Source organism: Mannheimia bovis (genome assembly GCF_014541205.1).
Taxonomy (GTDB): Bacteria; Pseudomonadota; Gammaproteobacteria; order Enterobacterales; family Pasteurellaceae; genus Mannheimia; species Mannheimia bovis.
This window is the reverse complement of sequence record NZ_CP061280.1, coordinates 2096878-2109643: the sequence shown is the minus strand read 5'-3', so window position 1 is coordinate 2109643 and position 12766 is coordinate 2096878. Positions and strand designations below refer to the sequence as shown.

Genomic DNA, 12766 nt, shown 5'->3' with positions numbered 1-12766 from the left:
AAGCAATTATTGTAGATATTTATAGAGCTTCGGGCATATTGGTGTATAATTAGCTCAATTTTTATAAAGCTAAAGGCTTGAAAGCGATGACCCAATTTTTCTATATCCACCCCGATAATCCACAGCAACGGTTAATTAATCAAGCGGTAGAAATTATTAAAAATGGTGGCGTGATTGTTTATCCAACCGATTCAGGTTACGCCTTAGGTTGTGCGATGGGCGATAAGCACGCAATGGATAGAATTGTCGCAATTCGTAAATTGCCGGAAAATCATAATTTCACCTTAGTTTGTAGTGATCTATCTGAACTTTCTATCTATGCGTTAGTGAATAATCAAGCCTATCGCTTAATTAAAAACAATACACCAAACCCTTATACTTTTATTCTGCCGGCAACCAAAGAGTTGCCTCGCAGATTGATGACAAAGCGTAAAACGGTAGGAATTCGTGTGCCGAATAATACAATTGCGTTGGCATTAATTGCGGCACTCGGAGAGCCAATTCTTTCTTGCTCGTTGATGTTGCCTGATACGGAAATGACGGAATCTGACCCTGATGAAATTCGTATGCAATTAGAGCATAGGGTCGATCTAATCATTCACGGTGGTTATTTAGGGCAACAACCGACAACCGTGATTGATTTAACCGAAGATGCTCCGGTCGTTATCCGAGAAGGTTCGGGTGATCTAACGCCGTTTAATTAAAATTACCCTATCTCCCATAAAGGGAGATCTACTAAAATTCAGACGCTTGTGAAAGCGACAAAAGGAACTTTATGACAACTTTTCAAAAGAAACCAAGCCACACTTTTCGCTCAGAGAGAACTGCGGATAATCGTCCATCTTTCAAAAAAGGCGAGCCGAAATTAAATGAGAAATCTGAACGCAAATTCGGTAAAACCTCAGAAAAACCACAACGTCCAACTTCTAAGCCATTCACGGCGAGAGTTGCAAAAAAAGTGGAAAAAACGACCGCTAGTGAGGCGTTATCTCAAGAGAAAAAAGCTAAAATCGTTGGCGAAAAGCTACAAAAAATCTTAGCTCGAGCAGGGCAGGGGTCTCGCCGAGAGTTGGAAGAGATTATTGCTAGCGGGCGTGTGAGTGTAGACGGCAAAATTGCTACCTTAGGCGATCGTGTGCAAGTGAGTTCTTCTACCAAAATCCGTATTGACGGACATTTGATCAACTTAATTTCTACGCAGAAAGAGATCTGCCGTGTACTAATGTATTATAAACCGGAAGGCGAATTATGTACCCGTTCTGACCCTGAAGGGAGAGCAACCGTATTTGATCGTTTACCACGTTTAAACGGAGCACGTTGGATTGCGGTAGGGCGTTTGGATATCAACACGTCAGGTTTATTACTCTTTACTACAGATGGCGAGCTTGCTAACCGTTTAATGCACCCAAGCCGTGAAGTGGAGCGTGAATATTCAGTGCGTGTGTTCGGCAATATTGACGATGCAATGTTACAACGTTTACGCAAAGGCGTGCAGTTAGAAGATGGTCCGGCTAACTTCAAGCAAATCAAAGTAGTTGGCGGAACGGGCTTAAACCAATGGTTTGATGTAACTTTAACCGAAGGGCGTAACCGTGAAGTTCGCCGCCTGTGGGAATCGCAAGGGGTGGAAGTGAGCCGTTTAATCCGTATTCGTTACGGTAACATTAAATTAGATAAAGGCTTACCGCGTGGCGGCTGGGAAGAGATGGGGCTTGAGCAGGTCAATTACTTGCGTGAACTGGTTGGCTTGCCGGCAGAAACAGAAACCAAAGTGGACGTAACTGCAAATCGTCGTCGAACCAATATTCGTCAAATTCGTAAGGCAGTTAAGCAACACCAGAAATATCGTGGTTAATTAATGAGAGATAGAGAGCTGATTATATTCTTATAATCAGCTCTTTTTGTTATTTTTAAGTTAATAAAATTTAGAGACAAACACAATAGCTTGATTTATTATTGCAACGCCTATTTATAGTTAAAATTGGAGTAAAAGGATGTCTTGGGATATTGTGGCAACACTGGCAGTAACTTTTATTGCGGTGTTTTTATTTGCAACCGAAAAAATTCGTATGGATGCGGTTGCTGTTTTAGTTTTATCATCATTAGTGTTATTAGGGCAAATTGATACTAAATCGGCATTAAGTGGATTTTCAAATTCTGCAACGGTTACTGTTACCGCAATGTTTGTGTTAGCGGCGGGTTTACAGAATAGCGGAGCGTTAGATAGTATCGGTGGCTTGCTGGCAAAGGTTAAAACGCCTTGGTTATTTATTTTAGTATTATGTGGCGTGAATGCAGCAATTTCGCCTTTTGTGAATAATACAGCAGTCGTTGCGGTATTAATTCCAATTGTAATTGCGGCATCACAAAATATTAATCTCGCCCCCTCTAAATCCTTAATTCCTTTATCCTTTGCTTCCCAAATGGCAGGGGTTTGTACTCTGATTGGTACATCAACTAACTTATTAGTAAACTCCATCGCACAAAATCAAGGACATTCAGGCTTCGGAATGTTTGAATTTGCTCCTTTAGGGATTATTTTCTTTTTAGTCGGTACGGTTTATCTATTATTGACCAGTCGTTTCTTATTACCTGAATCACGCTTGCAACTTGAAGAAGGCGTGGGATTTGGTAAATATGTCTCTGAATTAAAAGTAAATAAAAATTCTGTTTTAATTGGTAAGAGTTTAGCCGAATCCGGTTTAATTGAAGAATTTAGTTTGTTTGCTGTAGGTTTATTGCGTAATGGAGAGCGTTTATCGACCCCAAGCCATCAAGTATTACAGAAACACGACATTATATTACTACGTGGCGAATCGGCAGATTTGTCAGGTGCACGTGAAAAATATGGCTTACATCACGTTGTTTATGGTCGCCGTGATCTTGATGAAGACGATTTTGATGATTTAATGGTAGCAGAAGTGATGATCGCTCCAACTTCACGTTGGGTGGGTGGCACTATTCCGATTTTGCAACAACGTTGGAATAAAGATGCTACGGTATTAGGATTGCAACGTCGTAGTCGAGTTATTAGGGAGCGTTTGCGTGGAATCAGCTTTAAAATGGGTGATATTCTATTATTAACGCTACCAAAAGAAGATATGGACGATTTACGCAAAGATAAAGATTTTATCGTCTTATCTTCTGATTTAGTAAAAACAGAAGAGTCTTGGCGTGCTAAATTTGCTTTATGGGTAATGGTTGGTGTGGTTGGTACAGCAGCAATCGGCATTGTACCTATTGCGATAAGTTCTCTAGTTGGTGCAGTTGCAATGTGTTTGGCAGGTTGCTTAACCGCAGATGAGGCTTACCAATCAATTGACTGGAAAATTATTTTAGTGATTGCCGGTTTACTTCCGCTTGGTGAAGCAATGGCAAACAGTGGGGCAGCTCAGTTTATTGTAGATAATACGCTCGGCAAAGTTGGGCATTTTGGTCCGTTAGTCGTGCTTGCAGTACTTTACCTACTTACTTCTACATTGACAGAATTTATGAGTAATGCAGGGACAGCCGTATTACTCACCCCAATTGCAATTTCAACAGCTCAGGCATTAGGGGTTGATGCCTCGCCGTTTATTATTGCAGTAATGTTTGCAGCCGCAACCAGCTTTATGACACCGGTCGGCTATCAAACTAATACGATGGTTTATGGTGCAGGTGGTTATAAATTTGGCGATTTCATCAAGATTGGCTTACCGCTCAATATCATATTCTGGATTTTAGGCGTTATTTTTATCCCTGTATTTTTCCCGTTTAATCCATAGGAAACGAAAAAAGTGGCTAATTATTTAGCCACTTTTTTGTTTTCTTTTTAATGCCCACTTAATACTTTCGCAGGCTCTAGTTTTGTTGCTCGATTAGCAGGGTAAAGACTTGCAAATAAACTTAATATAATAGTTGCAATAAGTACATAGCCCACATCTTGCCAATGTAATTCACTTGGTAAGAAATCAACAAAATAAACACCGTCTGAAAGCAATTTTATGTCGAAGAAACCTTCAATTGCTTTAATGATAGCGGTCAAATTTAGCGATAAAATGACGCCTAAGATAATCCCAAACAATGCTCCTTTCATACCTGAAAGTAAGCCATACCATAAGAAAATTCGGCGGATAAAGCCATTATTTGCCCCTAGTGTTCGCATAATAGCAATATCACCTTGCTTATCTTTTACCGCCATAATCAGCGTAGAGATAATGTTAAAACAGGCAACCCCAATGACGAGTACCATTGCGATATACATCACGGTACGAACTAGTTGAATATCGTTATACATATAGCCGAATTTCTCGATCCAGGTATTCAAATAAAGTGGCTGCGGATAACCATTAAGCTGCGGCATAGCAAGGCTTTGAACCGCAAATGGATTGCTTAAACTCATTTCAACACCTGAAACTTGATTAGGCGGATATTCCATTAGCTCTTGGGCTTTGTTTAAAGGAATTAACGCATAACTGTGATCTAACTGCCCATCTAAACGTAACACCCCCGTAACAGGCATATTAAAACGCAGAGGTTGGGTTAACTTGCCGTCTTCTGTTGGTTGAGGGAGCAGTAACGTTACCTCATCGCCTGCCTCAACTTCGAGGGCTTTCGCAATGCCCGCACCTAAAATTAAGCCGTCTTCATCGGCTTTAAACTGAGCAGTAAAAGCCTGCCACTGTTCCGCCGGAATGAATTGACTGAGTTTGCTTACCTGATCTTGCTTGTGCGGATCAACCCCTCGCACCTGTGCAATTTTAAGCTGTGAACCGTTTTCAATTAAGGCGGTAAAGCTGACAAAAGGGGAACTAGCGGTGATATTTTCCGATTTTTTTACCAATGCTTCTAGTTTTTGGCTATCAACAATGGGTTGGGCTTGATTACCTTGAAACGACACAAGTTCTGCGTGCGGCACAACTGAAAGTACACGGCTATTTAGTTCTCGTTCAAATCCGTTCATTGCACTTAACCCGATAATCAACACTGCAACGCCAAGTGCAATCCCAATACTGGAAAAGAGCGAAATCAGTGAAACCAGTCGGTTTTTCTGCTTGCCCCGTTGGTAACGCCAGCTAATGAAAAAGGGCGTACTCATAAGCTCCCCTCGCCTAACATACCATCTCGCATTACAAGGCGACGTGAAAGTTTATTTGCTAGGTTCAAATCGTGTGTAACTAATAAAAACGCAATATTTTGCTCTTGGTTAAGCTGTTGAATGAGTTCAAAAATGCTTTCGGTGGTTTTTTGATCTAAATTCCCGGTTGGCTCATCGGCAAGCACTAAAGCAGGGTTGTTTACTAACGCACGAGCAATTGCCACACGTTGGCGTTCGCCACCTGATAACGCAGATGGACGATGTGTAATTCGATGAGCTAATCCGACCGCTTGTAACATTTTTTCGGCACGGTTGGCTGCCTCAGTTTTGTTTTGTTTACCGATTAGCATTGGCATCATCACGTTTTCAAGAGCGGAAAAATCCGCCATTAAGTGATGAAATTGATAAACAAAGCCTAAGTTTTGGTTACGCAATAAGGCTAATTTATCAGAACTTAAATGTTGTAATGACTGTCCACGCACCCACACTTCGCCTGAACTGGGTTGATCTAGCCCACCAAGCGTATGCAATAAGGTACTTTTACCTGAACCGGAGCTACCGACAATCGCCACTAACTCACCTTCATTCATCGAAAACGAAACATCTTTTAGCACTTGAACTTTTTGTTCACCTTCATCATAAAATTTGCTGATATTTTCACAGCGAAGTAATTCTGTCATTTTATTTCCATCAGTTATTCGTATCGTAATGCCTGAGCCGGCTCAATTTTTGAGGCTCTATATGCAGGGTAAATGGTACAAAGTAGTGAAAGTAAAATGGAAACCCCAACAATCACCGCAATTTGTGTACCTGAGATCAAGGTTGGTAAATGAATTGCCGGGTTGAGTAAGAGAATAATTTGATCCAAATTAGATACTATTAACATTCCAAGCAAACCACCGATGATTGAACCAATCACGCCCACAATCGCTCCTTGAAATACAAAAATCTGCATTACTTGTTTTTTAGTTAAACCTTGTGTTTGCAAAATTGCAATCTCGCCCTGTTTATCTACCACCATTAGGCTCAATGAGGTAACAATGTTTGAAATAGCAACCACAATAATCAAGCTAATCAACAAGCCCATCATATTTTTTTCCATTTTGACTGCTTGGAAAAATTCGCCTTTTTGCTCACGCCAATCGCTGATTTTGTAACGTTCTGCATCGAAATAGTTGCTAAGTTCAGTAACTTGGAAAGGATCTTGCAGATACAAACGTACGCCTTGTACTTGATCTTCGGTAATTCTCAGTAATCTGCCGACATCAGCTAAATTAGCAAATAGGGTAAATTCACTCGCCTCACGGTTAGAGTGATAAATGCCTGAAATTTCAAATAATCGCTGCACAGGCACTCGCCCCATTGGGGTATATTGGCTGTTTTCGGTAATCATCAACCGCAATTTATCACCCACGTTTAAATTAAGTTTATTAGCCAAACGAGAGCCAACCAGCACCTTAAATTCACCTGTTGGCAATAATTGAGGCACATTTTGATCAACTAATAGAGGATCGTCTGTAGCATTTTCAACACCAATCAGCTGCCCGGCATTAATGCCTTCCGAGCTTTGAATGACCACGTTCGCACGGTTAATCATCACACTTTGCGTGGCAAATGCAGGTAAAGCGAGTTTTTCTTGTTTGGAAAAATGTCCTTCCTGTGGCGTAATAATGGCGTGTGGTAAGGTAGAAAGCAGATTATTTTTCTGCATATTTTCCAACCCGTTCATAATCGATAGCACAATGACCAACGTCATCACACCTAGCACAATACCAAGACTGGCAAGGTTGGTTACAAGCCGCCCAAAACGGTCTGCACTTTTCGATCTAAAATAACGAAAAGCAATAAAAAAAGGGGTTAAATTCATCTGTTTCTTCTAAAAATAATAGATACAAGCGGTTGTTTTTACTTACCTGTTGCCACAAATTCTTCCATATTTTGTGTAACTTTGTTTACTAGCGTTGTAACCGCAGAATTACTCGCCCACGCAACGTGTGGCGTAATCAGTAAATTCGGTAAACGTCTTGCTGCAAGTATTAGCGGATTATCTTTCTCTGGCGGCTCTTTTACCAATACATCAAGTGCTGCACCTGCAATTTTACCTTGCTCAAGAGCGTTCAAAAGTGCCTGTTCATCAATTAACGGACCTCGTCCTGTGTTGATAATATAAGCCGTTGGCTTCATTAACCCTAAGGTTTCAGCGTTAATCAGGTTTTTCGTTTTATCGGTTAAAGGGCAATGTAAGGAAATAATATCCGCTTGTTTAAATACTTCTTCAAAAGCAGTATAACCTTCACGAATTTCCGTTGCTCCTTGATGTTCTGCAAAAATAACCTTCATTCCGACCGCTTGTGCCAGACGAGCCACTTCCGCACCGATATTCCCTTTGCCGAAAATCCCTAAGGTTGAGCCTTGAATATCCTGAATTGGATAATCAACATAGCAGAACTGCCCACAAGTTGCCCAGCGGTCTGAAGTAATCAAATCACGGTAATAATCGGTTAAGCGATGTTTAAGCGAATAGATCATACCAATCACGTGTTCAGGAACAGTAACGCTTGAATAACCGGTTACATTTTTAACTGCAATGCCAAACTCTTTTGCAGCTTCTAAGTCCACATTGTTCGTGCCTGTCGCTGTGATCGCAATTAATTTCAGCTTTGGCAATTTAGCCAGCAGATCACGCTGTAGCAACACTTTGCTGGTAACAATAATATCGGCATCTTTCACACGCTCAAAGGTTTGCTCGGCTGTGGTGGAATCATATTCTGTCCAAGTGTGAGCAAAGCTAGGACGAGGGATTTCGTGAGTGGCAGGAATACCTGTACGGTCAAGAAAAACGATATTAAGAGGTGTAGTCATATTAGCTCCTATAGGGGCAATATTCTGCCCCTGTATAAAGAACGTTATTCGTGAAAGGGATTAATTTGATGTATCAATTTCCGCAAATGATTTCACTAAATCATCAATCGCTTTCATTTGCGACACAAAGGCTTCTAATTTCGAAAGCGGTAACGCAGATGGACCATCACATTTTGCGGAGTTTGGATCGGGATGAGCCTCTAAGAATAATCCCGCTAAACCAACTGCCATACCCGAACGAGCAAGCTCGGTTACCTGTGAGCGGCGACCACCTGAAGCTGCACCGAACGGATCACGGCATTGTAGTGAGTGAGTTACATCAAAAATTACAGGGCAACCTTTTGATACTTTTTTCATAATACCGAAACCAAGCATATCCACAACTAGATTGTCATAGCCAAAGTTCGTACCACGATCGCAAAGAATGACGTTTTCATTACCACATTCAGCAATTTTTTCTACAATATTCCCCATTTGTCCCGGGCTTAGAAATTGCGGTTTTTTCACGTTAATTACCGCACCGGTACGAGCCATTGCTTCCACTAAATCGGTTTGACGAGCCAAAAACGCAGGGAGCTGGATCACATCTACTACTTCCGCCACTGGCTTGCACTGATAAATTTCGTGAACATCGGTGATGATATTTACCCCAAAAGTCTGTTTCAGTTCTTGGAAAATTTTTAATCCCTCTTCCATACCCGGTCCACGGTAAGAGTGGATCGAAGAACGGTTCGCTTTATCAAACGAGGCTTTGAATACATAGGGTACGTTGAGTTTTTTTGTTACCTCAACATATTGCTCACACACTCTCATTGCCATATCACGGCTTTCCAGCACGTTCATACCACCAAATAGGGTAAATGGCTTATTGTTCGATACTTCAATGTTACCAACTTTTACGATTTTATCTGTCATAAGAAATCCTTATTTATAAGTTCTAAATAATTAATGCACCAAACTTTCTTGGCTTTTTTGCTCTAAGCCTTTGACTTCCATTTTTAAAATTTCAGCGGAAGGATCTTCAGGGCATTGGTCGATGAAATAATTAATATCTTCCAACGCTGCTTGATAGCAATCCATACTTGCCAAAACCATTCCACGATCCCGAATTTCATACGGATCTTCAGGGCTCATTGTTAAGCGGTATTCAATCAAACGCAAGGTTTCCTCATATTTCCCTTCACGGGTAAGAGCCATTTTAAACACTGTTTCAATCCGCTCAAGGAGTTCTTGTGGTTCGGCTCGTCTTAGTAGATCAGGTGTAACCTCCACACCAAAGCCCATTTCGCCTTCAAGCCACTTGTTGAGCATTTCAATGCTGATAAATTCGCCATTCCAGGGGTTAATAAAGCGGACTTTGGTTGCTCCGTTTGGCTGTTTCATTTCTGCTCTTAACACCAACTGCGTTGGAAAGTTTACAGGGTAAAGTGGTAAATCCAGTACAGAGGCTAAATAAAGCACTATCGCTCCTAATGAAACCGGCATTCCACGGCGTTTTTTGATAACTTGATTGAGCAATAAATTTTCCGTGTGGAAATAATCCTCATAATAGCAATGAAAGCCCCACTCTTGATAAACTAAATTGAGCAGTTGATTAATTCGTTCTTCATCGCCTTCGCCATTAACGTTATAACGAGCTTTTTTGGTTAATGCAGACATTTGCCCAAATACTTGTTGCTCATTTACAGTATCGTCAATTAGCGTAGTGAGCCGTAAAATTTCACGATACAGAAATTTTTTCAACTCCGCATCACTTATCTTAATTTTCGGCTCTGCCAACTCTTTCAATAATTCTTCAATAATATCGTCCATTTCCTGCCTTTATTTTAGGATTGCTTGGGTCACTCTATCATTACCACCGTAATCTTGAGCGGTTGTGATGTTTTCCCACAAATTCAAATCAAATAAATTTCTGACCTGCTCACCCTGCTGCCAGCCGTGTTCAAGCATTAATGCCCCTTGTGGTTTTAAGTAAAGCGGTGCATTTTCAATAATTTTTTGCAAATCGCTCAACCCATTGTTATCGGCAACTAATGCGGTTAAAGGTTCAAAACGTACATCGCCAACTGTTAAATTTTCATCGTTTTCGTCAATATAGGGCGGGTTAGAGACAATCAAGTCAAAATGTTGATTTTCAAGCGAGCCGAACCAATCGCTCTGTAGAAATTTCACGTTGCTAAACCCAAGGTTTTGGCGATTTTCTTCTGCGAGTTGCACCGCATTATGTTGAAAATCCACCCCGATAATTTGAGCTTTATCGCCTAATTCACTGGCAAGAGCTAACGCAATCGCCCCTGTGCCTGTGCCTAAATCCAAAATTTGCAAATTTTTCTGATTTTCTAACCTCTTGTAGGCATATTCCAATGCGAGCTCAACCAAACGCTCGGTATCTGGGCGAGGGATAAGCGTTGCGGTCGAAACCTTCAACGGCAACGACCAAAACTCTCGTTCTCCCAAAATATATGCCATTGGCTCGCCGTTTGCACGTCTTGCTAATTTTTCGGCAAGTTGTTTTAGCTCATTCTGAGTTAAGAGAGTTTCACTAAAAGCAAAAATTGCCGGTTTTGTCCGCTTAGTAACTGCTTGTAGGAGCAAATTCGCATCGAATTTGGCATCTAAAAAAGGGTTGTTTTCAGCATTTTCGAGCAATGTTTGTTCAGCAAAAGTGAGCCATTCCGCATAAGTTTTGGGGAAAATATTTACCGCATAAAACCGTTCGCAAACCACTTCAAAGTGTTCATCAATCTCCCTACCAAGTTCCCCTTTAAAAAAAGTGCGGTGGGCAATTTTCCAAGATTGATAGTCGCCTTCTCCTTCAGCAAGAGCAAACTCTTCTGTGACTTCATTAAAGCGTTCTATGAAGACTTCCTCCAGCTGAATACACACGACAGCTTGATTTTGGCTATCTAATACGATATGTTTTTCGCCTTTTTGTGGAAGCGGTTGATTTTCTAACGCATAAAAGCAGTAACCAGAGCAAGTTGCTGTCTTTCTACCGGCAACCACGAGATTGGCTAAGGTGTTGGGCTTTATGCCAAATTGCCACTGATAAGAGAAATTGGGATCCATATTGATATATTCTAAAAAAACGATCTATTCTTAATTTAGAATAGTAAATTATAAAACCCTTACACAATTCCCTGAACGTACCGCTTCAGCAACTTTCTGCTCAATGCTAAATGCTTTGGTGGTAAAGTTACTCACAGTAAGGTTTACGTTTGTTTTGCCTGCTTTTTTGGTTTGTTGGTTTAGAGCATCAAAATATTGTTGTTCTAAATTTTGTAGCTCTTGGTTTGCTTGCAGATTGGCTTGAATTTCATCAGTGTGAGCTCGAGAAACTTTACTTTGCGTAAAGCTATAAGTTAATGCGTTATCTGAAAATTTCCAGCTACCTGAACGCTCAAGGGCATAGTTAAAGATTGGATTTTCAGCAGGAAGTGTTATATTTCCAAGATAATTCGCTTTGCCATCTTTGCTTAATTTTACTTTATTAGTGGTTGCAGCAACACCGTTCATTGCACATTCCCACTCACCGATGAAATGCTCGCTAGTTGGCTTAATCACTTCATTTTTTACTGTTGAGCCTGAATTGATAAAGCTGTTACAAGCAGTGAGTAAAGCAGTTACTGTGATTAATAATATTTTTTTCATATTGAAATTCCTCTTTATGCCTACAAGCGGTCAAATTTTACAAAAAGTATGTAAAATCTGACCGCTTGTAACTTAATTTTGATCCGATAACGCAGCCAACTGATCCGCTTGGTATTCAGTAATAATCGGCTGGATTAATTCATCAATTTTGCCGTTCATTACTTCATCTAAACGGTAAACGGTTAGGTTGATACGGTGGTCGGTTACACGCCCTTGTGGGTAGTTGTAAGTACGGATTTTATCCGAACGGTCACCCGAGCCGAGTAAGTTACGGCGTGTATCTGCCTGTTCTGCCGCTTGGCGTTCTTGTTCTACTTGCACGATGCGAGAGGCAAGCACTGCCATTGCTTTAGCTTTGTTTTTATGCTGTGAACGCTCATCTTGGCACTCAACTACAATGCCGGTTGGAATGTGGGTAATTCGCACCGCAGAATCCGTGGTATTAACGTGCTGACCACCTGCACCTGATGAACGGTAGGTGTCGATACGTAAATCTGACGGATTAATTTCCGGCATTTCACTTTCCGGCAATTCCGGCATTACTGCAACGGTACAAGCTGAGGTGTGAATACGCCCTTGTGATTCGGTTTTCGGTACACGTTGTACACGGTGACCGCCTGATTCAAATTTCAGTTGTCCGTAAACGCCCTCGCCGCTGATTTTAACGATGATTTCTTTATATCCGCCCTGTTCGCTTTCGTTTGCCGACATCTCTTCAATTCGCCAGCGTTTACTTTCGCAATAACGGCTGTACATACGGTATAAATCACCAGCGAAAATCCCAGCTTCATCGCCGCCTGTACCGGCACGAATTTCAAGGAAGGCGTTGTATTCATCGTTCGGATCTTTCGGCAGTAATAAAATTTGTAAATGTTGCTCAAGATTTTCGATTTCAGCTTTATTTTCAGCAATTTCTTCCGCTGCCATATCTTTCATATCAGGGTCGTCAAGCAGTAATTGAGCCTCTTCGATATCGTTATTGAGCTTTTTCCAGCGGTTGAAAGTGCCAACCACTTCTTCTAATTGCGAATATTCTTTGGAATAAGCACGGAATTTATCTTGATCTGCAATCACTGAGGCATCGCCTAAGAGCGCTTGTAACTCTTCGTGGCGTTCGCTTAAACTTTCTAATTTATTGATAATCGAATCTTTCATTTTTTAGGGTTTTCTCTTCGT

Annotated in this window: 12 protein-coding genes; 3 read left to right on the top strand and 9 right to left on the bottom strand. The window is 41.0% G+C overall.

Annotation, left to right across the window (positions count from 1 at the left end; all coding sequences use genetic code 11):
* Positions 1 to 86 precede the first annotated feature (86 nt).
* The 3 genes from ICJ55_RS10415 to ICJ55_RS10405 all read left to right on the top strand — a co-directional run bounded on the left by ICJ55_RS10415 (position 87) and on the right by ICJ55_RS10405 (position 3764).
* Positions 87 to 704: an L-threonylcarbamoyladenylate synthase gene (locus ICJ55_RS10415; protein ID WP_188156739.1), complete on the top strand. Its 618-nt coding sequence runs from the start codon at positions 87 to 89 to the stop codon at positions 702 to 704.
* Between the two features lie 71 nt (positions 705 to 775).
* Positions 776 to 1855, top strand: coding sequence for a 23S rRNA pseudouridine(2605) synthase RluB (gene rluB / locus ICJ55_RS10410; RefSeq protein ID WP_188156738.1), 1080 nt, complete (start codon positions 776 to 778; stop codon positions 1853 to 1855).
* A gap of 139 nt (positions 1856 to 1994) precedes the next feature.
* The gene (locus tag ICJ55_RS10405; protein WP_188156737.1) at positions 1995 to 3764 is read left to right on the top strand and encodes an SLC13 family permease; all 1770 of its coding nucleotides are present in this window, start codon (positions 1995 to 1997) and stop codon (positions 3762 to 3764) included.
* Between the two features lie 47 nt (positions 3765 to 3811).
* Here the strand turns inward: ICJ55_RS10405 and lolE are convergent, their stop codons facing one another.
* The 9 genes from lolE to prfA form a co-directional block, all read right to left on the bottom strand.
* Entirely contained in the window at positions 3812 to 5077 is a 1266-nt protein-coding gene (gene lolE / locus ICJ55_RS10400; protein ID WP_188156736.1) for a lipoprotein-releasing ABC transporter permease subunit LolE, read from the bottom strand.
* Positions 5074 to 5757, bottom strand: coding sequence for a lipoprotein-releasing ABC transporter ATP-binding protein LolD (lolD, locus tag ICJ55_RS10395; RefSeq protein ID WP_188156735.1), 684 nt, complete (start codon positions 5755 to 5757; stop codon positions 5074 to 5076). Before lolD ends, lolE begins: the two co-directional genes overlap by 4 nt.
* A gap of 14 nt (positions 5758 to 5771) precedes the next feature.
* On the bottom strand, positions 5772 to 6944 hold the full coding sequence (locus ICJ55_RS10390; RefSeq protein ID WP_188156734.1) for a lipoprotein-releasing ABC transporter permease subunit: 1173 nt from the start codon (positions 6942 to 6944) through the stop codon (positions 5772 to 5774).
* Positions 6945 to 6982: 38 nt separating this feature from the next.
* A complete protein-coding gene (locus tag ICJ55_RS10385) occupies positions 6983 to 7939 on the bottom strand; it encodes a 2-hydroxyacid dehydrogenase (protein ID WP_188156733.1) in 957 nt (318 codons plus the stop codon).
* 60 nt (positions 7940 to 7999) lie between these two features.
* Positions 8000 to 8854: a 3-deoxy-8-phosphooctulonate synthase gene (gene kdsA, locus ICJ55_RS10380; protein WP_188156732.1), complete on the bottom strand. Its 855-nt coding sequence runs from the start codon at positions 8852 to 8854 to the stop codon at positions 8000 to 8002.
* Positions 8855 to 8884: 30 nt separating this feature from the next.
* On the bottom strand, positions 8885 to 9751 hold the full coding sequence (locus ICJ55_RS10375) for a SirB1 family protein (RefSeq protein ID WP_188156731.1): 867 nt from the start codon (positions 9749 to 9751) through the stop codon (positions 8885 to 8887).
* Between the two features lie 9 nt (positions 9752 to 9760).
* Positions 9761 to 11008, bottom strand: a complete 1248-nt coding sequence (gene prmC, locus ICJ55_RS10370) for a peptide chain release factor N(5)-glutamine methyltransferase (protein WP_188156730.1) — start codon at positions 11006 to 11008, stop codon at positions 9761 to 9763.
* A 48-nt stretch (positions 11009 to 11056) separates the two neighbouring features.
* Entirely contained in the window at positions 11057 to 11590 is a 534-nt protein-coding gene (locus ICJ55_RS10365; RefSeq protein WP_188156729.1) for a hypothetical protein, read from the bottom strand.
* A 72-nt stretch (positions 11591 to 11662) separates the two neighbouring features.
* Positions 11663 to 12745, bottom strand: a complete 1083-nt coding sequence (prfA, locus tag ICJ55_RS10360) for a peptide chain release factor 1 (protein ID WP_188156728.1) — start codon at positions 12743 to 12745, stop codon at positions 11663 to 11665.
* Positions 12746 to 12766: the final 21 nt, after the last annotated feature.

Bases quoted from the DNA above. Each gene is read 5' to 3' on its own strand.
- lolD (WP_188156735.1), bottom strand. From the start codon at position 5,757: ATGACAGAATTACTTCGCTGTGAAAATATCAGCAAATTTTATGATGAA.
- ICJ55_RS10365 (WP_188156729.1), bottom strand. From the start codon at position 11,590: ATGAAAAAAATATTATTAATCACAGTAACTGCTTTACTCACTGCTTGT.
- kdsA (WP_188156732.1), bottom strand. From the start codon at position 8,854: ATGACAGATAAAATCGTAAAAGTTGGTAACATTGAAGTATCGAACAAT.
- ICJ55_RS10415 (WP_188156739.1), top strand. From the start codon at position 87: ATGACCCAATTTTTCTATATCCACCCCGATAATCCACAGCAACGGTTA.
- prmC (WP_188156730.1), bottom strand. From the start codon at position 11,008: ATGGATCCCAATTTCTCTTATCAGTGGCAATTTGGCATAAAGCCCAAC.
- rluB (WP_188156738.1), top strand. From the start codon at position 776: ATGACAACTTTTCAAAAGAAACCAAGCCACACTTTTCGCTCAGAGAGA.
- ICJ55_RS10385 (WP_188156733.1), bottom strand. From the start codon at position 7,939: ATGACTACACCTCTTAATATCGTTTTTCTTGACCGTACAGGTATTCCT.
- prfA (WP_188156728.1), bottom strand. From the start codon at position 12,745: ATGAAAGATTCGATTATCAATAAATTAGAAAGTTTAAGCGAACGCCAC.
- lolE (WP_188156736.1), bottom strand. From the start codon at position 5,077: ATGAGTACGCCCTTTTTCATTAGCTGGCGTTACCAACGGGGCAAGCAG.
- ICJ55_RS10375 (WP_188156731.1), bottom strand. From the start codon at position 9,751: ATGGACGATATTATTGAAGAATTATTGAAAGAGTTGGCAGAGCCGAAA.
- ICJ55_RS10405 (WP_188156737.1), top strand. From the start codon at position 1,995: ATGTCTTGGGATATTGTGGCAACACTGGCAGTAACTTTTATTGCGGTG.
- ICJ55_RS10390 (WP_188156734.1), bottom strand. From the start codon at position 6,944: ATGAATTTAACCCCTTTTTTTATTGCTTTTCGTTATTTTAGATCGAAA.